General features: G+C 70.5%; 18 protein-coding genes. 5 read left to right on the forward strand and 13 right to left on the reverse strand.

The window, feature by feature from the left end; translation table 11 throughout:
• From ABZU74_RS23320 to hrcA, 3 genes are all read right to left on the reverse strand, one after another.
• Nucleotides 1–735, reverse strand: a complete 735-nt coding sequence (locus ABZU74_RS23320; RefSeq protein ID WP_355427505.1) for a 16S rRNA (uracil(1498)-N(3))-methyltransferase — start codon at nucleotides 733–735, stop codon at nucleotides 1–3.
• Between the two features lies 1 nt (nucleotide 736).
• A complete protein-coding gene (gene dnaJ / locus ABZU74_RS23325) occupies nucleotides 737–1882 on the reverse strand; it encodes a molecular chaperone DnaJ (RefSeq protein ID WP_181518639.1) in 1146 nt (381 codons plus the stop codon).
• 75 nt (nucleotides 1883–1957) lie between these two features.
• Nucleotides 1958–2980 carry a heat-inducible transcriptional repressor HrcA gene (gene hrcA / locus ABZU74_RS23330; protein ID WP_091409786.1) on the reverse strand — a complete coding sequence of 341 codons (1023 nt, stop codon included), beginning with the start codon at nucleotides 2978–2980 and terminating at the stop codon, nucleotides 1958–1960.
• Nucleotides 2981–3205: 225 nt separating this feature from the next.
• Here hrcA and ABZU74_RS23335 point away from each other — a divergent pair, with 225 nt between their 5' ends.
• Nucleotides 3206–3847, forward strand: coding sequence for a DUF4870 domain-containing protein (locus ABZU74_RS23335; RefSeq protein ID WP_355427508.1), 642 nt, complete (start codon nucleotides 3206–3208; stop codon nucleotides 3845–3847).
• 66 nt (nucleotides 3848–3913) lie between these two features.
• Here ABZU74_RS23335 and hemW read toward each other — a convergent pair whose 3' ends face one another.
• Nucleotides 3914–5137, reverse strand: coding sequence for a radical SAM family heme chaperone HemW (gene hemW / locus ABZU74_RS23340; protein ID WP_355427692.1), 1224 nt, complete (start codon nucleotides 5135–5137; stop codon nucleotides 3914–3916).
• Between the two features lie 19 nt (nucleotides 5138–5156).
• Between hemW and ABZU74_RS23345 the strand changes: the two genes are divergently transcribed.
• Entirely contained in the window at nucleotides 5157–5966 is an 810-nt protein-coding gene (locus ABZU74_RS23345) for an enoyl-CoA hydratase-related protein (protein WP_355427511.1), read from the forward strand.
• A 75-nt stretch (nucleotides 5967–6041) separates the two neighbouring features.
• On the opposite strand, the gene ABZU74_RS23350 is transcribed toward ABZU74_RS23345, so the two are convergent.
• Entirely contained in the window at nucleotides 6042–6806 is a 765-nt protein-coding gene (locus ABZU74_RS23350; protein WP_355427514.1) for an SDR family NAD(P)-dependent oxidoreductase, read from the reverse strand.
• Nucleotides 6807–7131: 325 nt separating this feature from the next.
• On the opposite strand from ABZU74_RS23350, the gene ABZU74_RS23355 reads away from it, so the two are divergent.
• The 3 genes from ABZU74_RS23355 (at nucleotide 7132) to ABZU74_RS23365 (ending at nucleotide 10486) form a co-directional block, all read left to right on the forward strand.
• On the forward strand, nucleotides 7132–7992 hold the full coding sequence (locus ABZU74_RS23355; RefSeq protein ID WP_355427517.1) for a hypothetical protein: 861 nt from the start codon (nucleotides 7132–7134) through the stop codon (nucleotides 7990–7992).
• Nucleotides 7993–8213: 221 nt separating this feature from the next.
• Nucleotides 8214–9116 carry a phytanoyl-CoA dioxygenase family protein gene (locus tag ABZU74_RS23360; RefSeq protein ID WP_091409805.1) on the forward strand — a complete coding sequence of 301 codons (903 nt, stop codon included), beginning with the start codon at nucleotides 8214–8216 and terminating at the stop codon, nucleotides 9114–9116.
• Between the two features lie 182 nt (nucleotides 9117–9298).
• The gene (locus ABZU74_RS23365; protein WP_355427520.1) at nucleotides 9299–10486 is read left to right on the forward strand and encodes a low temperature requirement protein A; all 1188 of its coding nucleotides are present in this window, start codon (nucleotides 9299–9301) and stop codon (nucleotides 10484–10486) included.
• Nucleotides 10487–10509: 23 nt separating this feature from the next.
• On the opposite strand, the gene ABZU74_RS23370 is transcribed toward ABZU74_RS23365, so the two are convergent.
• The 8 genes from ABZU74_RS23370 to lepA all read right to left on the reverse strand — a co-directional run bounded on the left by ABZU74_RS23370 (nucleotide 10510) and on the right by lepA (nucleotide 19639).
• Nucleotides 10510–11700 carry a low temperature requirement protein A gene (locus ABZU74_RS23370; protein ID WP_355427523.1) on the reverse strand — a complete coding sequence of 397 codons (1191 nt, stop codon included), beginning with the start codon at nucleotides 11698–11700 and terminating at the stop codon, nucleotides 10510–10512.
• 210 nt (nucleotides 11701–11910) lie between these two features.
• A complete protein-coding gene (locus ABZU74_RS23375; protein WP_355427525.1) occupies nucleotides 11911–12552 on the reverse strand; it encodes an MOSC domain-containing protein in 642 nt (213 codons plus the stop codon).
• A gap of 27 nt (nucleotides 12553–12579) precedes the next feature.
• Nucleotides 12580–13410 carry a carbohydrate ABC transporter permease gene (locus ABZU74_RS23380; protein ID WP_355427528.1) on the reverse strand — a complete coding sequence of 277 codons (831 nt, stop codon included), beginning with the start codon at nucleotides 13408–13410 and terminating at the stop codon, nucleotides 12580–12582.
• Entirely contained in the window at nucleotides 13407–14393 is a 987-nt protein-coding gene (locus tag ABZU74_RS23385) for a sugar ABC transporter permease (protein ID WP_355427531.1), read from the reverse strand. Before ABZU74_RS23385 ends, ABZU74_RS23380 begins: the two co-directional genes overlap by 4 nt.
• On the reverse strand, nucleotides 14390–15676 hold the full coding sequence (locus tag ABZU74_RS23390; RefSeq protein ID WP_355427534.1) for a sugar ABC transporter substrate-binding protein: 1287 nt from the start codon (nucleotides 15674–15676) through the stop codon (nucleotides 14390–14392). Before ABZU74_RS23390 ends, ABZU74_RS23385 begins: the two co-directional genes overlap by 4 nt.
• A 252-nt stretch (nucleotides 15677–15928) precedes the next feature.
• Nucleotides 15929–16213 carry a GlsB/YeaQ/YmgE family stress response membrane protein gene (locus ABZU74_RS23395; RefSeq protein WP_355427537.1) on the reverse strand — a complete coding sequence of 95 codons (285 nt, stop codon included), beginning with the start codon at nucleotides 16211–16213 and terminating at the stop codon, nucleotides 15929–15931.
• Between the two features lie 684 nt (nucleotides 16214–16897).
• Nucleotides 16898–17182, reverse strand: a complete 285-nt coding sequence (locus ABZU74_RS23400; protein WP_355427540.1) for a GlsB/YeaQ/YmgE family stress response membrane protein — start codon at nucleotides 17180–17182, stop codon at nucleotides 16898–16900.
• A gap of 579 nt (nucleotides 17183–17761) precedes the next feature.
• Complete coding sequence (gene lepA / locus ABZU74_RS23405) at nucleotides 17762–19639, reverse strand: translation elongation factor 4 (RefSeq protein ID WP_355427543.1); 1878 nt, start codon at nucleotides 19637–19639, stop codon at nucleotides 17762–17764.
• Nucleotides 19640–19702 lie beyond the last annotated feature (63 nt).

The raw sequence follows: 19702 nt of genomic DNA on the forward strand, positions 1-19702 counted from the left end.
TCACCAACGGCCGAGGCGGGTGGCGAGCACGCTGAGGGCCGCCACCCCGGCGGTGGAGGTGCGCAGCACAGCCGGCCCGAGGCGTACGGGTCGCCCGCCGGCCTCGGCGAAGGCGGTCAGCTCGGCCGGGGCGATGCCACCCTCCGGGCCGACCACCAGCACGATCTCACCGGCGGTCGGCAGCTCGGCCGTGGTGAGCCGGTCCTCGGCCTCCTCGTGCAGCACGAACCCGGAGGCGGCACCGGCGATCCGACGGGCCACCGTGGCGGTGGACTCGTCCGGCGCGCCGGCCACCACCGGCAGCCACGGCCGGCGGGCCTGCTTGGCCGCCTCCCGGGCGGTGGCCACCCACTTCTCCCGGGCGCGTACGCCCCGGTCGCCGCGCCACTGGGTCACCGAGCGCGATGCCGCCCAGGGCACGATCTCGTCCACCCCGACCTCGGTCATCGCCTGCACGGCCAGCTCGCCCCGGTCGCCCTTGGCGATGCCCTGCACTGTCACCAGACGGGGTACCGGCGCGTCCGCGTACCCCCTTGAGGTGACGGTGACCTCCAAGCTGCCCCGGCCGACGGCAGTGACCACGGCGGCGGCCGTGCCACCCCGGCCGTCGGCGAGCAGCAGTTCCTCGCCGACGCGCAGTCGTTGCACGGTGGCGGCGTGGTGCCCCTCGGGGCCGTCCAGGGTCAGCGCGTCGCTGGCGGGCAGCGCCTCGACCAGGAACAGCGGTGCGGACACCTCAGGCGTGCCCGTTGAACGCGTCGCGCATCCGGGAGAAGAAGCCGCCCTGCTTGGATAACTCGGCGACCTCCTCACCACGGGTCTTGGCGAAGTCGCGCAGCATCTTCTCCTGGTCCGGGTCGAGCTTGGTCGGCGTCCGCACGTCGAGGTGCACGTAGAGGTCGCCTCGGCCGGTGCCGCGCAGGTGCGGCACGCCCCGGGCGCGCAGTCGCAGCGTGCTGGCGGGCTGGGTGCCGGCCTTGACGTCGACGGTCTCCTCGCTGTCCAGCGTCTTGATGGTCAGCCGGGTGCCCAGCGCCGCCGCCGTCATCGGCACGGTGACCCGGCAGTGCAGGTCGTCGCCCTTGCGGGAGTACACGTCGTGGGGGCGCTCGTGGATCTCCACGTAGAGGTCACCGGCGGTGCCGCCACCGGGGCCGACCTCGCCCTGCTGGGCCAGCCGGATCCGCATGCCGTCCTCGACGCCGGCCGGGATCTTGACGGTCAGCGAGCGGCGGGTCCGCACCCGGCCGTCGCCGGCGCAGGTGGGGCAGGGGTGCGGGATGGTGGTGCCGTAGCCCTGGCACACGGTGCACGGCCGGGCGGAGACCACCTGGCCGAGGAAGGTGCGCTGCACCGACTGCACCTCGCCCCGACCGCCGCACGCCTCGCAGGTCGCCAGGTGCGTGCCGGCCGCCGTGCCGGCGCCCGAGCAGGTGGTGCAGAGCACCGCGGTGTCGACGGTGATCGGGGCCTCGACGCCGAACGCCGTCTCGTGCAGGTCGAGTTCGAGTCGCAGGATCGCGTCGGCGCCCGGTCGGGTACGCGGCCGTGGGCCACGGGCACCACCGCCCGCACCGCCGAAGAACGCGTCCATGATGTCCTGGAAACCGACGAACGGGCCGGCGCCTCCGGGGCCGCCCGGGCCTCCGGCGCCGCCGCCACCCGGGGCGAGCGGGTCGCCACCCAGGTCGACGATCTGCCGCTTCCGGTCGTCCGAGAGGACCTCGTACGCGGCGTTGATGTCCTTGAACTTCTCCTGAGCCTCCGGGTCCGGATTGACGTCCGGGTGGAACTGGCGCGCCAGCTTGCGGTAGGCGCGCTTGATCTCGTCATCGGAGGCTTCCCGGCTCACACCGAGAATGCCGTAGTAGTCCCTGGCCACTGCGTTCCGTGTCCTCATGTTCGTCTCGCGTTGCGCCGGTCGGCGGCCGCAGCCGGCCGCATCGGCCCTGACCAATCAGTTCTGGGCCAGCAACTCGCCCACGTAGCGTGCCACGGCGCGCACCGTGGCGATGTTGCCGGGGTAGTCCATCCGGGTGGGCCCCAGCACCCCCAGGCCGCCCACGATCGTGGTGCCCGGGCCGTACCCGGTGCTGACCACCGAGGCGGCGCGCAGGTTGTCGAACTCGTTCTCGTCGCCGATCAGCACCCGGGTCGTGCTCGGCTCGGTCTCACCGATGAGCTTGAGCAGCACGACCTCCTCTTCCAGAGCTTCGAGGATCGGCCGCAGGGAGCCCTGGAAGTCGAGCAGGCCGCCCCGGGTGAGGTTCGCGGTGCCGGCCAACGCGATCCGTTCCTCGTGCCGCTCGACGAGCGTCTCCAGCAGGACTGTGGCGAGCGTGGTCATGGTCGGACGCAGCCCGGTCGGCGCCTCCTCGACCAGCGCCTGCACCAGCGGTGGCGTCTCGGACAGCCGGGCGTTGGCGAGCTTCTCGTTGATCAGTCGGCGCAGGTCGGTGACGTCGTCGGCCGGCACCGGCCCGGGCAGCTCCACGAGCCGCTGCTCCACCCGCCCGGTGTCCGCGATCATGACGAGCATCAGCCGGGTGGTGGAGATCGGCACCAGTTCCAGGTGCCGCACCGAGGAGCGGGCCAGGCTCGGGTACTGCACGACGGCGACCTGGCGGGTCAGCTGGGCGAGCAGTCGAACCGTGCGGTGCACCACGTCGTCGAGGTCGACAGCGCCGACCAGGAAGCGCTCGATGGCCCGGCGCTCGGCCGGGCTGAGCGGCTTGACCCGGGACAACCGGTCGACGAAGAGGCGGTAGCCACGGTCGGTGGGCACCCGGCCGGCACTGGTGTGCGGCTGCCGGATGTAGCCCTCCTCCTCGAGCACGGCCATGTCGTTGCGGACCGTGGCCGGGGAGACCCCGAGCTGGTGCCGTTCGACCAGCGCCTTGCTGCCGACCGGCTCCTGGGTGGAGACGTAGTCCTCGACGATGGCGCGGAGCACGGCGAGTTTCCGGTCGTCGAGACCCATCCTCCGCACCTCCTGTCGCACGTTGGCCACCGGCACCCTGGGCCGGTCGGGCCGTCCTGGCACTCGACTGTAGCGAGTGCCAGTCTACGTCGGCGGGCCCGCCGACGCGATGATCAACGGCCACCCGTCGGTGCGGCCCGCGCCACCCCGCTGGGCCGTTCGGCCCGCACTGCCCGGCGGTGTCGCTCTGGTGCGGCGTTGCCAACGGCCCCTACCGTGACATCCATGACTGAACCTCCCCGCCCTCCCGGATCGGGCGACCCCGGCAACTACCCGCCGGAGCCCACCTCCCCGGGCCCGTCCCCGTCGGCCGAGCCGCCCACCGCACCACTGTCCGGGGCTCCCGGCCCGGCCGGCTATCCCCCGGCCGGTGGCTATCCGCCGCCCACCGGTGACCAACCGCCGTCAGGTGGCTACCCTCCGGCAGGCGGCTACCCTCTGCCCGGGGGCTATCCCCCACCCGGCGGCTACCCGCCCGGCGGCTACCCGTCCGGCGGGGCCTACGGCGGCCCCGGCGGCGGCTACGCCAACAACGAGGACAAGACCTGGGCGCTTGTCGCGCACTTCGGCGGCGCCCTCGGCGCGCTGGTCAGCTTCGGTCCGCTGGGCTTCGTCGCCCCGCTCATCGCCTATCTGGCCCGCGGCCAGCAGTCGCCGACCGTCCGGGCACACGCGCTGGCCGCCCTGAACTTCCAGATCCTCTGGTCGATCATCGCGTTTGTGCTGCTCTTCGTGAGCTGGTGCCTGCTCTTCCTGCCCAGCATCGCCGTCGTGGTGATCCAGATTCTGTTCGGGATCATCGCCGGCATGAAGGCCAACGAGGGCACCCCGTACCGCTACCCGATGACAGCGAACTTCATCAAGTGACCCGGGCCGGCCGCTCTCCCGGCCGGTCCGGAGCTCCGCTGCCCTCGTCCCGGGGCAGCGGGCCACTCAGGGCAGCAGGTCGCGGACGACAGCGTCGGCGAGTAGCCGCCCGCGCAGGGTGAGCACCGCCTGGCCGGCGGCGTACTCGTCGGCGGCCAGCAGGCCGCCGGCCAGCGCCCGCTCGGCGCCGGCCCGCCCGGTGGCGTCGAGCACCGCCAGCGGGAGACCGCTGGCCAGCCGCAGCCGCAGCATCACGTCCTCCATGTGCGCCTCGTCGACGGTGAGCACCTCCCGGGCCAGGCCGGGAGACGCGCCGGCGGCCAACCGCTGGGCGTACGCCGAGGGGTGCTTCACGTTCCACCAGCGCACCCCGCCGACGTGGCTGTGCGCCCCGGGCCCCAGCCCCCACCAGTCCGCGCCGGTCCAGTAGAGCAGGTTGTGCCGGCAGCGGGCCTCCTCGGTGCGGGCCCAGTTGGAGACCTCGTACCAGGAGAGCCCGGCCGCGTCGAGCGCGGCCTCCGCGGCCAGGTAGCGGTCCGCGGCCACGTCGTCACTGGGGTACGCCAGCTCGCCGCGCTTCATCCGGGCGGCGAGCCGGGTGCCGTCCTCGACGATCAGGGCGTACGCGCTGACGTGGTCCACCCCGGCGGCGACGACCTGCTCCAGCGAGGCCGCGAAGTCCTCGGCCCGCTCCCCCGGGGTGCCGTAGATCAGGTCCAGGTTGACGTGCTCGAATCCGGCGTCGCGCGCCTCCAGGGCGGCGGCGGTGGCCCGGCCCGCGCTGTGTTTGCGGTCCAGGATCGCCAGCACCCCCGGGGAGGCGGACTGCATGCCCAGCGAGATCCGGGTGTAGCCGGCGGCCCGCAGCAGCTTCAACGATTCCGGGGTGACCGACTCGGGGTTGGCCTCGGTGGTCACCTCGGCGTCGGCGGCCATCCCCCAGGTGCTGTCGATGCCGTCGAGGATGCGGGCCAGGTCGTCGGCGGGGAGCAGGGTGGGCGTGCCGCCGCCGACGAAGACGGTGTCGACCCGGGGCGGCGGGTTGTCGCCGAGCACCCGGGCGGCGAGCGTCAGCTCGGCCAGGACGGTGTCGGCGTACCCCTCGCGGCTGGCGCCGCCGCCCAGTTCGGCAGCCGTGTAGGTGTTGAAGTCGCAGTAGCCGCAGCGGCTGGCGCAGAACGGCACGTGGACGTACACGCCGAAGCCGCGCCGACCGACCGCCGCGGTGGCGGAGGCGGGCAACGATCCGTCGACGGGGACGGTCTCACCATCTGGAAGGACGCCGGGCATGGCCACTAGTGTGCCCGGCATGACCTCTCCCGACGTCCTCGTGCGGGTCGCCACGGCCCGTGGGGTGACCACCCTCACCCTGGACAGCCCATCCAACCGCAACGCGCTCTCCACCGGCCTGATGACCCAACTGCTGGCCGGGCTGGCGGACGCGGTCGCCGACGAGGCGGTCCGGGTGATCGTGCTCGACCACACCGGCCCGGTCTTCTGCTCGGGTGCGGACCTGAAGGAGACGGCCGCGGCGTACGCCAGCGGGACCGTGCCGGCCGGCATGCTGGGTGACGTGCTCGCGGCGCTCTGGGAGTGCCCCAAGCCGGTGCTGGCCCGGGTGGCCGGTCCGGCGCGAGCCGGCGGGCTGGGCCTGATCGCCGCCGCCGACCTTGCGGTCTGCGCCGACGAGGCGACGTTCGCGTTCACCGAGGTCCGCATCGGGGTGATCCCGGCGGTGATCTCGGCGACCGTCCTGCCCCGGTTGCACCCCCGTGCCGCCGCCGAGCTGTACCTGACGGGGGACACCTTCGACGGGCGGCGGGCCGCCGAGATCGGCCTGGTCACGGCCTCGGTCCCGGCGGACGGGCTGGACGACGCGGTGCGCGGCTACTGCGACTCGCTGGTGCGCGGCGCGCCCGGGGCGCTGGCCGGCGCGAAGGAGCTGCTGCGCCGGCCGGGCACCGCCGAGCTGCGCGCCGACCTGGCCCGACTCTCCGCCCTCTCGACCGGCTATTTCCTCTCCGACGAGGGGCGTGAGGGGGTCATGGCCTTCCGGGAGAAGCGATTGAGTCGATGGGTGGCCGCGCTGGACGGTGGTTCCGCTGATCATGCCGGGTAGGCCCGGGGTATCGGCCGGTGACGAGTGGTCGCCGGGGCGCCGCCCGTGGTGGGGGCGCCCCGGTCTCCGGTCGGGTCACCAGGCGGTCGCGCCGCCGTCGACCGGGTAGTTCGCCCCGGTGATGTACGACGCCCGGTCGGAGGCGAGGAAGACCACCAGCTCGACGACCTCCTCGGGGCGCGCGAAGCGCTTGAGCAGCGTCTTGGCGGTGATCGCGTCGCGGGCCTCCTGGTTGTCACCGAGGTCGCGTTCGCTGGCCGGGGTGAGGGTGGGCCCGGGGCTGACCGCCACCGCGCGGATCCCGTGGGGCGCGCCTTCGAGCGCGAGCTGTCGCGTCATGCCGATGATGCCGGCGTTCGCGGCGGTGTGACCGACCATCGGCGGGACGTGGCCGCCGATCATCCCGGCCATCGAGGCGGCGCTGATGATGACTCCGCCACCGCGCCGGACCAGGTGCGGCCAGGCGAACTTCGACACGAAGTACGGAATGTCGAGTTCTCCGGTGATGGTGTAGCGCCAGTCCTGCACGGAGAAGTCGGGCATCGGGCCGAAGCGGAGCGCCGCGGCGTTGTTGTAGACCACGTCGAGCCCGCCGTAGGCGGCGGCAGCGTCGTCGACGAGCTTGCGTACCTGCTCGGGGTCGGTGAGGTCGACCGGCGCGATGCCGGTCATCTCGCCGCCGGCGCGGCGGACGAGTTCGACAGTCTCGTCGTTACCGGCGACCTGGAGGTCGGCCCCGACGACCTTCGCGCCCTCGCGGGCGAAGGTCAGTGCCGCGAAGCGACCAAGTCCCCCGCCGGTGCCGGTGATCAGCACGACCTTGCCATCGAGCGTTCCCATGGAACTCCTCCTCGTTCGGTGACCAACGCGTCCGGCTGTGCGGCGGTAGGTCGGATTGACATGTCAACCGACTCAAGTCCTTGACCGGTCAATCGCTTCCCGAAATGGCTTACCCGGTGACGGGCACGACAGCCCCCGCACCGAGGCGGGGTGGCGCGACGACGCGGCAGGTGAGATCGCGACCAGAGCGGGAACGTCGCCAAGCGGTACGCGGCAGCGGAGCCGGCCCCGAACCGGTCGCAGCAGCCCAGGCCGGGACCGAACCGCTCGGACGACCCGGAGGGGGCCTGCGGGGACGTACGCTTGGCAGACTGTCGATCTGGGGGTGTGGGTGCGAACTCGGGCAACCGTGGCGGGTGGAGTGGTGCTCATCCTCGTCGCCGTGATCGCGATCTGGCTCGTCGTACGGCAGGTCGGCGACAACCTCACGTTGCCGCTGATGGCACGCAAGTGCACGGTGCAGGCCGACGGACGGGTCGCGCTGGACGCCGACCAGATGGCAAACGCGGCGACCATCGCGGCGATCGGCGCGAAGCGTGGGATGCCCGAGCGGGCCGTCGTGGTCGCGCTCGCCACCGCGTACCAGGAGTCCGGGCTGCGCAACCTCGCCGACGGCGACCGCGACTCGGTCGGCCTGTTCCAGCAGCGACCGAGCCAGGGCTGGGGCACCCCGGCGCAGATCCGCGACCCGCGTTACGCGGCCAACCGGTTCTACGCGGCCCTCAAGAAGGTGCGCGGCTGGGAGAAGATGCGCGTCACCGACGCCGCCCAACGGGTGCAGCGCTCGGCGTTCCCCGAGGCGTACCAGAAGTGGGCCGACGACTCCGAGGTGCTCAGCCGCGCCCTGCTCGGCGACGCCAGCGGAGCGGTCGCCTGCACGGTGGGGCGCACCCCGGCGATGCACGGCGCGGCGGCAGCCGCCCAACTGACCCGCAACCTGGTGCTGGACTGGGGGCTGAAGGGCACCGACCCGACCGACCCGACCGGGTTGGCGGTGACTCCGGGCGACCAACGTGACGGCTGGCGGTACGCGCACTGGCTGGTGTCGCACGCCCAGGACCACGGGGTGAAGCGGGTCCGCTTCGGCGAACTGGAATGGACCGCCCGCGACGGCTCATGGGGCCGGGTGGACGGCCGGCAGAGTTCCGCCGGTCAGGTGGTGGCCGAGGTGTTCAACGAGGGTTGACCGACCCGGATCTCTTAACCGGCAGTCACCGCACAATCGGGCAACCTGCGTCAAATCGCGCTATTGGTCGCCCAGATCTCACTCTGTGCGTTTCCTCCGCTGCGTGGGGTCCCATTGCGGCCAAATACCGCACCGCGCCCTCCCCGCCGCCCGGACCACCGCGTTACGATCGGCGGCCTGTGCCAGAAAAGGTTTCACCTCATGGGGAGGGGTACGACGCGGTGTTCGATTACGGCGACCGGACCGGTTACGAACCGATCAGCGACACTGACCGCAAGGAGTTCCACGAGCAGGGCTTCCTCCTGCTGCGCAACGTCCTGACGGAGGACCACCGGGCGGCGCTGGAGGCGGCGGTCGACCGCGTCTACGCGGAGGAGCAGGCGAAGGGCACCACCAAGAAGGACGGCACCCTGCACCTGCTGGGCTTCCTGGAGCGCGACGAGCTCTTCGGTGAGCTGCTGACCCACCCGATCGCCTTCCCGTACATGTGGGGGCTGGCCGGCTGGAACATCTACACCCACCACAACCACCTGGACGTCACCCCGCCGGCCGCCGAGCCGGAGAAGCCGTACTGGGGTTGGCACCAGGACGGGTACCGGCAGAACTCCGACCCGGAGACGATGGACCCGAACCTGCCTCGGCCGATGTTCTCGCTGAAGGTCGCGTACGTGCTGTCGGATCTCTCCGAGACCGGCCGCGGCGCCACCAAGGTCATCCCGGGTAGCCACCTGAAGAACTCGCTGCCCCGGCCCGCCGACCTCACAGTGCAGAACCCCGACCCGGAGGGCACGGTGGAGATCACCGCCAACCCGGGCGACGCGTTCATCTTCGACCGCCGGCAGTGGCACTCGCGGTCGACGAACCTCTCGACCATCACCCGCAAGATGCTCTTCGTCGGCTACACCTACCGGTGGATCCGCCCGCTGGACGAGCTGCACCCCGACGTGAACGGCGAGTGGTACCGCAACCGCACCCCCGTGCAGCGCCAGCTGATCGGTGAGGGCACCCACACCGCCAACTACTGGGGCATCAACTGGGACGGGTACGTCGACGACGAGATCCCGCTGCGCAAGGAGCTCAAGGAGCGCGGTCTGCTCGACCGCAACATCCCCTGGCTGCGCTGATCCCCCGCTCGTAGGACGGCCCCCTGCCGACGCTCAGCGTTGACAGGGGGCCGTTCCACGTCCGCTCCCCCAGCGAGTGCGTTCCGGGCCACCGGTCGCTGTGGGGTCGGTAGCGTGGCGGGTGCGCAGGTCGGGGCGCGGCGCCCCCGCCCAGGGCGCGGGGTGGCACAGGAGGCAGCGCAGTGACGTCCGCCCCGCTCCCCCGGATCCTCCGCCGCCGCGGCGAGCCGGAATACCCGACGTTCCTGGAACTCTTCTTCGACCTGGTCTACATCTTCATGTTCTCCCGGCTCGCTGCCAGCCTGGCCGAGAACCTCACCGTTCGAGGCGCGGCGCAGACCGCCGTCCTGCTGCTGGCCGCCTGGTGGGTCTGGGTGCTGACCGCGTGGCTCACCGACCTGTTCAACCCCCGACTGCCGATCATCCAGGCAACCACTCTGCTGGTCATGCTCGGCACCTTGCTGATGGCGATCGCGACGCCGTACGCCTTCGGTCGGTACGGATGGCTCTTCGTCGCGGCCTACTTCGGCATTCACCTGGTCCGCGACGCCGTCCTGATCCCCGGCACCCGGGTGAACCGCCCGATCCAGGCCAGGAGCATCCGGGTGTTCTTCTGGTTCGGCATCACAGTGACGCCCTGGGTGGCCGGGGTGTTCGTGGACGGGACGGCCCGACTGGTGCTCTGGTCGCTCGCGGTGGCGGTCGACCTCGGCTCCGCCCGGGTCGGCTGGCCGACACCGGGGCTGGGGCGTACCGAGCTCGCCAGCCAGATCTTCACCGGGGTGCACCTCTCCGAGCGGCATCGGGCGATCTTCATCGTCGCGCTCGGCGAACTGATCCTGAGCACCGGCACGGGGCTGGCCGGCAGCGGGTTCACCGCCGGCGCGGTGGCCACCGGCGCGGTCGCGTTCGTGAGCGCGGTCCTGCTGTTCGCGCTCTACTTCCAGCGGGTCCAGCGGATCCTGGCCCCACCGAGCGTCGCCACCGTGGAACGGGTCCGTTCCGGCACCTCCACCTCGTACAGCCATCTGGTCATGGTGGCCGGAGTGGTGCTGATCTCGACCAGCACCTCGCTGGTCATCGACCGGCCGTTCGGCCACGCCCCGGCCGAGCTGATGATCGCCACCCTCGGCGGGCCGGTCCTGTTCCTGCTCGGCAGCGTCCTGTTCGATGCCGTGGTGACCGGCCGGACCCTGTGGTCCCGGGTGCTGGCGATCGTGGTGCTGTGTGCCCTGATGGCACCCGCCACACTCCTGCTTCCGCCCCTGGCCGCCCTGATGCTGGCGAACCTGGTCCTGCTGATCACCCTGGTCGGGGAAGGGCTGGCGGCGCGCAGCCGCCCGGTCGGGGCCGCCGCGCCATCGCGATGAAGGGCCGTCCGCGACCGCCGGAGTCACCGCAGCATCGGCGGTGCCGGCGTGCGCGTGTGTCGCCGGGTGCTCACCAGGTTCGCCGCGGCGATCAGGAGCAGCACCGTCATGGCGAGCAGGGCGACCAGCACCGGCGGCAGCAGGGGCGTGGCCGGTGCCACGCCCGCCAGCAGCACCAGCCCGGCCGACCGGGACCGCGAGATCCGCCCGAACACTGTGAAGTCGAGGACGCCCCGACCGACCAGGTACAACGCGGGTCCACCGAGGATCACCGCGGCCCACGAGGGCGGGGTTTCGCCCAACGGTCGGCCCACCACGAGCCGGCTGGTGACCGCCGCGCCGACGATTCCAGCCACCATGATCAGATGGGTTACCGCGGCGGACTGGGTGAGCAGCGCCGGGTCGGACGACCGGGCGATCGCCTCGGTCAGCAGCTCACCGGCGCGGTAGATGTAGATCCGCCACATCAACACGATGGTGGTGAACACCACGAGCAGTGCCCAGGCTCGCTCCCACGTGTACTCGCCCACGCTGAAGGTCGTTCCGGTCACGAAGATCGAGACACCGAGCGCGACGATGACGAACTGCCGGTAACGCTCGGCCACCCGCGCGCCGACCAGCGGCCAGTCGCGCGGTCGTGAGCGGCCGATCCCGGGCACCGGCCAGCCCAACGCGGCCGCGCCATACTCAACGACGACAGCGAGCGCCCAGATCGCCAACTGCCCCGAACCGCCGACGAGCGCCCCACCGATCCAGCCGATGCCCGCGACGGCCTCCCAGATCAGGATCCGGATGCTGCGACGCGGCGGTCTCCGGTGCGAGACGACCAGGATGTAGTAGGCCGCGGTACTGAGGTGGATGACCACGTACGTGGTGGCAAAGAACAGCCGGCGATCGCCGTACGCGTCGGCCGCGAGCGCGGCCAACAGCAGGCTGGCCGCCGCCACCCAGACGAACTGCCCCTGCCCGGCCGGGCGGGTCAGGTCGACGCTGTCCGCCGTCCACACGGTCAGCGCCCAGATCATCGTGAACGCGAGCAGTAGCACCAGCGTCTCGGAGAAGCCGGTCCAGGTCAGGTTGTCGGCCAGCACCGTCGCCAAGGTGACCAGCGCGAAGATGTAGACGAGGTCGAAGAAGAGCTCCAGGAACGCCGGACGCTCCAGGACCGGATCGGGTGACGCCGCCACGGCACCGCCGTCCGTCGCCATCGACATCGCGCTCCACCCGGTCCCCGCCACACACCCTCGGTGGGGACAATACGGGCAAGTCCCGCGCCGGGCCCGTCATCGGGTGTTCTTCCCGGCCGAATCCCGTCCCGACCCGGTCACCGCCACCGTGCGCCTCAGCGCCGTGAGCACGGCGGCGCACCTGGCATGCCCGTCGGTGCTCCGGACGGCGTCGCGGCGGGTGCCGTCCGCGGCCGGTCAGCCCTGGGCGGCGAGGCGTCGTCGGGCCTTGTCCCGGATCGACTCGGGCAGGTCCTCGGCGTCGAGCAGGCGCGGCAACAACTCCGGTTCCAGGCTTGTCGCCCGGAACACCTCGCCGATCGTCACCCCGTGCGCCGGCCGGTCCACCACCTCGACCGGGTCGCCCGCACCGACCTCCCCCTCGCGCAGCACCCGCAGATAGGCCCCGGGCGACGCCCGGACGGTGAACCGCTTGATCAGATCCGGTACGCCCCAGAACCCGGCGAAGGTGGTGCACGGCGTCCGGGGCTTGGTCACCTGGAGCAGGGCGGAACCGACCTGCCACTGCTCGCCGATCACCGCACCCGTGACGTCGATCGCGTAGGTGGTCAGGTTCTCGCCGAAGCCGCCGGGCGGTATGGCGCGGCCCAGTTCGGCCACCCACCAGGCGGCGTCCTCCTCCGCGTAGGCGTAGACCGCCTGGTCAGGACCACCGTGATGGGCACGCTCGCCGATGAAGTCGCCAGCCAGGCCGCCGGCGAGCACCGACACCGGGCCGTCGACCGGCCGCTTGTCGATGCCGCTGCGACCGCTCGCGTCGCCGGCCCACCCGGCCTCGGTCACGATGCCGAGGTTCACCGCTGCCACTCTGCCCGTCATGACCGCCAGCCTAGTGGCGGGCGGGGCTCAGCCCTTGACGGCGCCGGCGACCAGGCCGGAGACCATCCGCCGCTGGACCAGCAGGAAGAAGATGATGACCGGCAGTGTGAACAGGGTGGACGCGGCCATCACCGGCCCCCAGTTGGTGTCGTCCCGACCGAAGAAGAAGGTCATCGCCACCGGCAGGGTGTAGCTGCCCTGGTCGTTGATGAACGTCAACGCGAAGATGAGCTCGTTCCACGCCGTGATGAAGGAGAAGATGCTGGTGGCCACCAGGCCGGGCGCGACCAGTGGGAAGAGCACCCGGCGGAAGGTCTGGGCCCGGCTGGCCCCGTCGATCGCCGCCGCCTCCTCCAACTCCTTCGGCACCGCCGCGACGAACCCGCGCAGCATCCAGACCGCGAACGGCAGCGAGAAACCGAGGTACGTGAGGATCAGGCTGGGCAGGGTGTTGTACAGACCCAACCGCTGGATCATCAGGAACAGCGGGATGACCAACGCCTCCAGCGGGATCATCTGCACCACCAGCAGCATGATCAGGAAACTGGTCCGCAGCCGGAACCGGAACCGGGCCACCGCTGTCGCGGCGAGCAACGCCACCAGGCCGCTGAGCACCACAGTGGAGACGGCGACCAACGCGCTGTTGAGGAAGAAGTCGAAGAAGCTGACGCCGGGGATCAGGTTGCCGGTCAGGATCTCCCGGTAGTGCGCCAACGTCGGATGGGTCGGCACCGGCTGCGGAGTGGCCGAGAAGATCTCGTTGCTCGGCTTCAGCGAGGTGGAGATCATCCAGTAGACCGGGAACGCCGCGAAGAGCGCGACGAGCAGCCCGGCCGCGTTGAGGGCGACCTTCTTCACGACTCGTCCTCCTGCCTGAGCACCATCCGTACGTAGAAGCCGGTGACCACGAGGAGGATCAGCGTGAGGATCACCGCGATGGCCGCGCCGAGCCCGTACTTCGGCGGCGGAGAGAAGGCTTCGGCGTACGAGTAGATGGCGAGCATGAACGTCGGCCGGTCCTGGGTGCCGCCGGCCAGCACGAACTGCTGGGTGAAGACCTTGAAGTCCCAGATCGTGGAGAGCACGATCAGGATCCCGAACACCGGGCGCAGCAACGGGAAGGTGATCTTCCAGAAGACCCGCCACGGGCTGGCGCCATCCACCCGGGCCGCCTCGTGCAGCTCACTCGGCACGCTCTTGAGACCGGCCAGCACACTCACCGCGATGAACGGGAACGAGTGCCAGACCACCACCAGGGTGAGGATGGCGAAGAAGAGCAGCGGCGAGTTGAACCAGCCGTAGCCGGTCCAGTCGCTGCGCCCGAACAGGCTGTTCGAGAGCCCGTCCGGTAACGCGTTGAACAGCCACGTGACCAGGCCGCTCGTGTCGTCGAAGATCCATTTCCAGACGATGGTGCCGGTCAGCGCCGGCGTGGCCCAGGCGAGCATCACGCAGCTGGCCACGAACGTCGCCATCTTGCGGCCGAGCCGGTTGAGCAGCAACCCCACCAGGGTGCCGAGCACCATGGTGAGCAGCACGTTCGCCGCGGCGAACAGGACCGTGTTGCGCAGCACGGTCAGGAAGAACGGGTCGGAGAGGATGTCGGCGTAGTTGCCGAGCCCCACCCACGGCCACTCCCGATCGCCGCGCAACTGCCGGACGCTGTTCAGCCGGTAGAAGGACATCACCACCACCTGGCCGAGCGGCCAGAGCAGCAGCACCCCGATGATCAGCAGGGCGGGCAGGAGGAGCAGGTAGGGCAGGCGGTCCACCCGGCGACGCCGCCGCGCGGGGGTCTCCCGCGCGGCGGCCGTCTCCGGCACCTCGGTCAGCGTGGTCACTTGGCGTTGAGGATGCTTTCCATCTCACCGGCCGCATCGGCGGTAGCCTTCTCGACCGTCTTCTGACCCTTCATGACCGAGCTGTTCATCGCCTGGGTCACCGTCTTCGTCCGGCTGACCTCCACCCACTTCGGGGTGAGCGGCGTGAGCTTGGTGTTCTGCATGGTGGTGGCGAACGACGCCATCACCTTGTCGTTCGCGTACGCGCCACCGGAGACCAGGTCCTGGTAGACCGGGAAGAAGCCGAGGCTGCTGGCGAAGCTCTGCGCGTTCTTCTTGTTCAGCAGCACGGTCAGGTAGTCCCAGGCCAGGTCCTGCCGCTCGCTGTCCTTCCAGATCGCCACGTCCGAACCGCCCGCGAAACCGGGCGCCGCCTTGCCGTCCGGGCCGGGGATCGGGAACGTACCCCAGACCTTCTCGATCTCGGGGTTGTCCTTCTTGATGGCACCCTGCTGCCAGCTACCGGCGAAGGCCATCGCGGCCTTGCCGGTGGCGAACTGGGTACGCGCGTCGATCTCGTTCCAACCCGCCGCCGCCGGCGGGGCGACCTTGTGCACGGTCACCAGGTCGGTCCAGAACTTGACGGCCCGCTGCGCCTCCGGCGTGGTGTAGCCGGACTTCCAGGTGCCGCCCTGGTTGCTGGCGATCTCGCCGCCCGCGCCCCAGAGGAAGGAGTAGAAGGGCAGCTCGGAGTTGCCGGGCAGCGCGATGCCGTAGGTGCCCTTCTTCTTCGCCTGCACGGCCTTGGCCACCGTGACCAGCTCGTCCCAGGTCTTCGGGGGCTGCACGCCGGCCTCGGCGAACCAGTCGGTGCGGTAGTAGATCGCGCGCACACCCGCGTACCACGGCACGCCGTACTGCTTACCGTCGAGCTGCGCGTTGCGTACCAGGTCGGGCAGCAGATCCTTGCCGTCGGCCCAGCCGCCCATCCGTCCACTCACGTCGGCGAGCGCCTCCTGGGCGGCCCAACCCTGAGTCTCGGTGTTGCCCAGCTCGGTGATGTCCGGCCCCTCACCGCCGGCGAGCGCAGCCTGGAACTTCTTCGGCGCCTCCAGCCAGGGGATGTACTGCACGACCACGTCGGTGTCGGGGTGCTTCTGGCGGAACTCGGCCTCGACCCCGTCGAGGAAGGAGTTCTGCGCGTCCCCGCCCTCACCCATCATCCAGACCGTGAGCTTGCTGTCGTCAGCCGCGTCGTCGCCGGAGCCTCCACAGCCGGTCAGCACCATCGCGGCCGAGGCCACCATGGCGGTGACCGGGGCCAGCCGCTTCCACCTGTTCACGCCACTTCTCCCCTCGCGCCGCCTGGAACTAACCTTCTCCGCCGCACCCTAGTACGGAGAATTCCTTTACGACAGTGGGCGGGACCGGCCTAAGCGTGGCGACCGTACCGCAGCGGCCCGACGACCGGCACTCCAACATCCGGCCAAAGTGGGGCCTTCCAGCACGAAAGAGCGCCCGGCTCTCGGCCGGGCGCCCTTTTCCAGTCGTGCTGTCCTAGCGGTGGTGCTGTGTCTCCAGACGATGCCGGGTCGTTATCGGGTGATGCTGCGGCGGCGACCCACACCGGCCACCAGCGCGACCGCGATCGCGGCCACCACGACCTGCACCAGCAGCTCGCCCCAGTCGATACCGCTCGTCTCGGTCGCGATGCCGATGGCCCGCGCCAGGACGGTGCCCAGCAGCGCGGCGCCGACACCGATGAGCAGGTGCAGCCAGATCGGCATGTTCTGCCGGCCCGGGACGACCAGGCGGCCGAGCGCGCCGACGATGAGACCAACAACGATCGCAGTGATGATGCCCCACACGGTGAGCTCCACGGCCACCCTCCTTCAAGAATGTCTGACACACGGTGCGTGTGCTTCCTGTCGTGACCGTTAATTGCCCTACCCACCCAAAATCCAAACCGACTTTGCTCACCAAACGATCACGACTTGGCCGACAAGAACACGTACCACCGCAGCCCAACCGGGCCGCTGCACCGCCGGACCGCCGGCTCACCGGGCCGCTGCACCGCCAGGCCACCGGCTCACCGGGCCGCTCGACCGCGGGCCGCCGACGCCGCCGACGCCGCCGACGCCGCCGAGGCCATGATCAACACGAGGTCATTGAATCCGCGGTATCAAACCCACCGGGACACCGCGACTTCACCAAAGCCGAGTCGATCACCGCGATCCAGCCCGCCAGAGACGCCCGACTGCGCGGCAGAGACGTCCGACAGTGTCCCGGAGAGGCGGGCAGGACCCTGAAGACGTCCGGCCGGACAGCAAAGAGCCGCCGCACGGCAAAACACCGGCCGGCACGGCGAACACCGGCCGGCACGGCGAACACCGGCCGGACGGCGAAGACACCGGCCGGACGGCGAAGACACCGGCGGGGGCGTCGAAGACGTCGGACGGGACGCGGCGACGGCCGTCGCGGTGGGCAGAACGCCGATGGGCGCCCGACCTGTCGGTCGGGCGCCCATCGGAGGTGTCGCGGTGGTACGGGTTGGTGCTGTGGTGTTACCGGGTGACCCGGCGGCGGCCACCAACACCGGCCACCAGCGCGACCGCGATCGCGGCCACCACGACCTGCACCAGCAGCTCGCCCCAGTCGATACCGCTCGTCTCGGTCGCGATGCCGATGGCCCGCGCCAGGACGGTGCCCAGCAGCGCGGCGCCGATACCGATGAGCATGTGCAGCCAGATCGGCATGTTCTGCCGGCCCGGGACGACCAGGCGGCCGAGCGCGCCGACGATGAGACCAACAACGATCGCAGTGATGATGCCCCACACGGTGAGCTCCACGGTCGCCCTCCTTCAAAGAATGTCTGTCACACGAGGTGTGTGCTTCCTGTCGTGACGGCTAAATGCCCGACCCACCGAAAGCCCAAACCGACTCACCTCAATCAACGACGTCAGTCGTCGATGTTTTCGGAGGTGCGTCGGTTGACGGGTGAGTACGTCCACACAGGTAGGAGCACACTTCGCCGATCCGCCAGCCCCACGGCAGCGAGAAAAAATTTCCCGCACGCCACTGTCACACTCGCCGGACCCGCGCGCTCGGCCGGCAGTCAGCGGGCCCATCAGCCCCGACGGGTACAGGGTGGGCGAGGCGGATCGGGCCGAGCCACGCCATCCGGGCCCGCGCCACTCCTCGTTGCGCAAGATGTCCGAGCCCGCAGGTGACCGGGCGAGCACGAAAGGTGACCGGAAGAGCCCGCAGATGAAGGGACGAGCACGGATAGGTGACCGGACGAGCACGGATCAGCCACTACCGCGCGGTTCCAGGGCGATCAGGCACCAGGGCCCGCGAGGCAGGCGAGACGTCCGGAAACGCGACGCGCCCGGGTGCGGGTGGCACCCGGGCGCGTACGACGTCGGGAACTACTTCTTGCCGGCGGCCTTGCCGTCGCCGGAGTCGGAGGAGAGGGCGGCGATGAAGGCTTCCTGCGGCACCTCGACCCGGCCGACCATCTTCATCCGCTTCTTGCCTTCCTTCTGCTTCTCCAGCAGCTTGCGCTTTCGGCTGATGTCGCCGCCGTAGCACTTGGCGAGAACGTCCTTGCGGATCGCCCGGATAGTTTCCCGGGCGATGACCCGGCTGCCGATGGCCGCCTGGATCGGCACCTCGAACTGCTGGCGCGGGATCAGGGTGCGCAGCTTGGCGGCGATGGTGACGCCGTAGTTGTACGCCTTGTCCTTGTGCACGATGGCGCTGAATGCGTCCACCGGCTCGCCGTGCAGCAGGATGTCCACCTTCACCAGGTCGGACGCCTGCTCGCCGGAGGGCTCGTAGTCGAGCGAGGCGTAGCCCTTGGTGCGGCTCTTCAACTGGTCGAAGAAGTCGTAGATGATCTCCGCGAGGGGCAGCGTGTAGCGCAGCTCCACCCGGTCGGCGGAGAGGTAGTCCATGCCGAGCAGGGTGCCGCGCCGGCCCTGGCATAGCTCCATGACCGCGCCGACGTAGTCGTTGGGCGTCAGCACCGTGGCCCGGACGACCGGCTCGTACACCTCGGCGATCTTGCCGGTGGGGTATTCGCTCGGGTTGGTGACGACGATCTCCTCGCCGTCGTCCGTGATCGCCCGGTAGACGACGTTGGGCGCGGTGGAGATCAGGTCGAGGTTGTACTCGCGCTCCAGCCGCTCCCGGATGATCTCCAGGTGGAGCAGGCCGAGGAAGCCGCAGCGGAAGCCGAAGCCGAGCGCGCCGGAGGTCTCCGGCTCGTAGTCCAGGGCGGCGTCGTTGAGCTTGAGCTTGTCCAGCGCCTCGCGCAGGTTCGGGTAGTCGGACCCGTCGATCGGGTAGAGGCCGGAGTAGACCATCGGCTTCGGGTCCTTGTAGCCACCCAACGCCTCGGCGGCCGGCCGGCTGTTGATGGTGACCGTGTCACCGACCCGGGACTGCCGGACGTCCTTCACACCGGTGATCAGGTAGCCGACCTCGCCGACGCCGAGCGCCTCGGCCTTGACCATCTCGGGTGAGATGACGCCGATCTCCAGCAGCTCGTGCACCGCGCCGGTGGACATCATCTTGATCCGGTCGCGGGCGCTGATCCGGCCGTCGATGACCCGGACGTACGTGACGACGCCGCGGTAGACGTCGTACACCGAATCGAAGATCATCGCCCGGGCGGGCGCCTCGGCGTCGCCGACCGGTGGAATGAACTGCCTGACGATCTCGTCGAGCAGGTGCGGGACGCCCTCACCCGTCTTGCCGGAGACCCGGATGCAGTCGGCGGGGTCACCGCCGATCAGGTGGGCCAACTCCTCGGCGTACTTCTCCGGCTGCGCGGCCGGCAGGTCGATCTTGTTGAGCACCGGGATGATGCGCAGGTCGTTCTCGAGGGCCAGGTACAGGTTGGCCAGGGTCTGCGCCTCGATGCCCTGCGCGGCATCGACCAGCAGCACGGCGCCCTCGCAGGCGGCCAGCGACCGGGACACCTCGTAGGTGAAGTCCACGTGCCCCGGGGTGTCGATCATGTTGAGCACCGCGTGCTCGCCGGCCCGCTCACCCTCGCGGATGGTCCACGGCATGCGGACGGCCTGGCTCTTGATGGTGATGCCGCGCTCGCGCTCGATGTCCATCCGGTCCAGGTACTGCGCGCGCATCTGCCGCGGGTCGACCACGCCGGTGAGCTGCAACATCCGGTCGGCCAGGGTCGACTTCCCGTGGTCGATGTGGGCGATGATGCCGAAGTTCCGGATGCGACCGGGGTCGGTGGCACCAGGGGCGTTCGCGCCGGGATCGAGCTTCGGTGGCACAGCGGTCCGTTCTGGTCGGCTGACGTGAACAGGCCGGCGCGCCGCCGACCCCCTCTATGTTCC

Origin of the sequence: Micromonospora sp. NPDC005171 (assembly GCF_040608575.1) — a bacterium.
Classification (GTDB): Bacteria; Actinomycetota; Actinomycetes; order Mycobacteriales; family Micromonosporaceae; genus Micromonospora.

What these genes read in the sequence shown, in the direction of transcription:
- ABZU74_RS23350 (WP_355427514.1), bottom strand. Translation starts at nt 6,806, where the DNA reads ATGGGAACGCTCGATGGCAAGGTCGTGCTGATCACCGGCACCGGCGGG.
- hrcA (WP_091409786.1), bottom strand. Translation starts at nt 2,980, where the DNA reads ATGGGTCTCGACGACCGGAAACTCGCCGTGCTCCGCGCCATCGTCGAG.
- ABZU74_RS23335 (WP_355427508.1), top strand. Translation starts at nt 3,206, where the DNA reads ATGACTGAACCTCCCCGCCCTCCCGGATCGGGCGACCCCGGCAACTAC.
- ABZU74_RS23345 (WP_355427511.1), top strand. Translation starts at nt 5,157, where the DNA reads ATGACCTCTCCCGACGTCCTCGTGCGGGTCGCCACGGCCCGTGGGGTG.
- ABZU74_RS23375 (WP_355427525.1), bottom strand. Translation starts at nt 12,552, where the DNA reads ATGACGGGCAGAGTGGCAGCGGTGAACCTCGGCATCGTGACCGAGGCC.
- ABZU74_RS23370 (WP_355427523.1), bottom strand. Translation starts at nt 11,700, where the DNA reads ATGTCGATGGCGACGGACGGCGGTGCCGTGGCGGCGTCACCCGATCCG.
- hemW (WP_355427692.1), bottom strand. Translation starts at nt 5,137, where the DNA reads ATGCCCGGCGTCCTTCCAGATGGTGAGACCGTCCCCGTCGACGGATCG.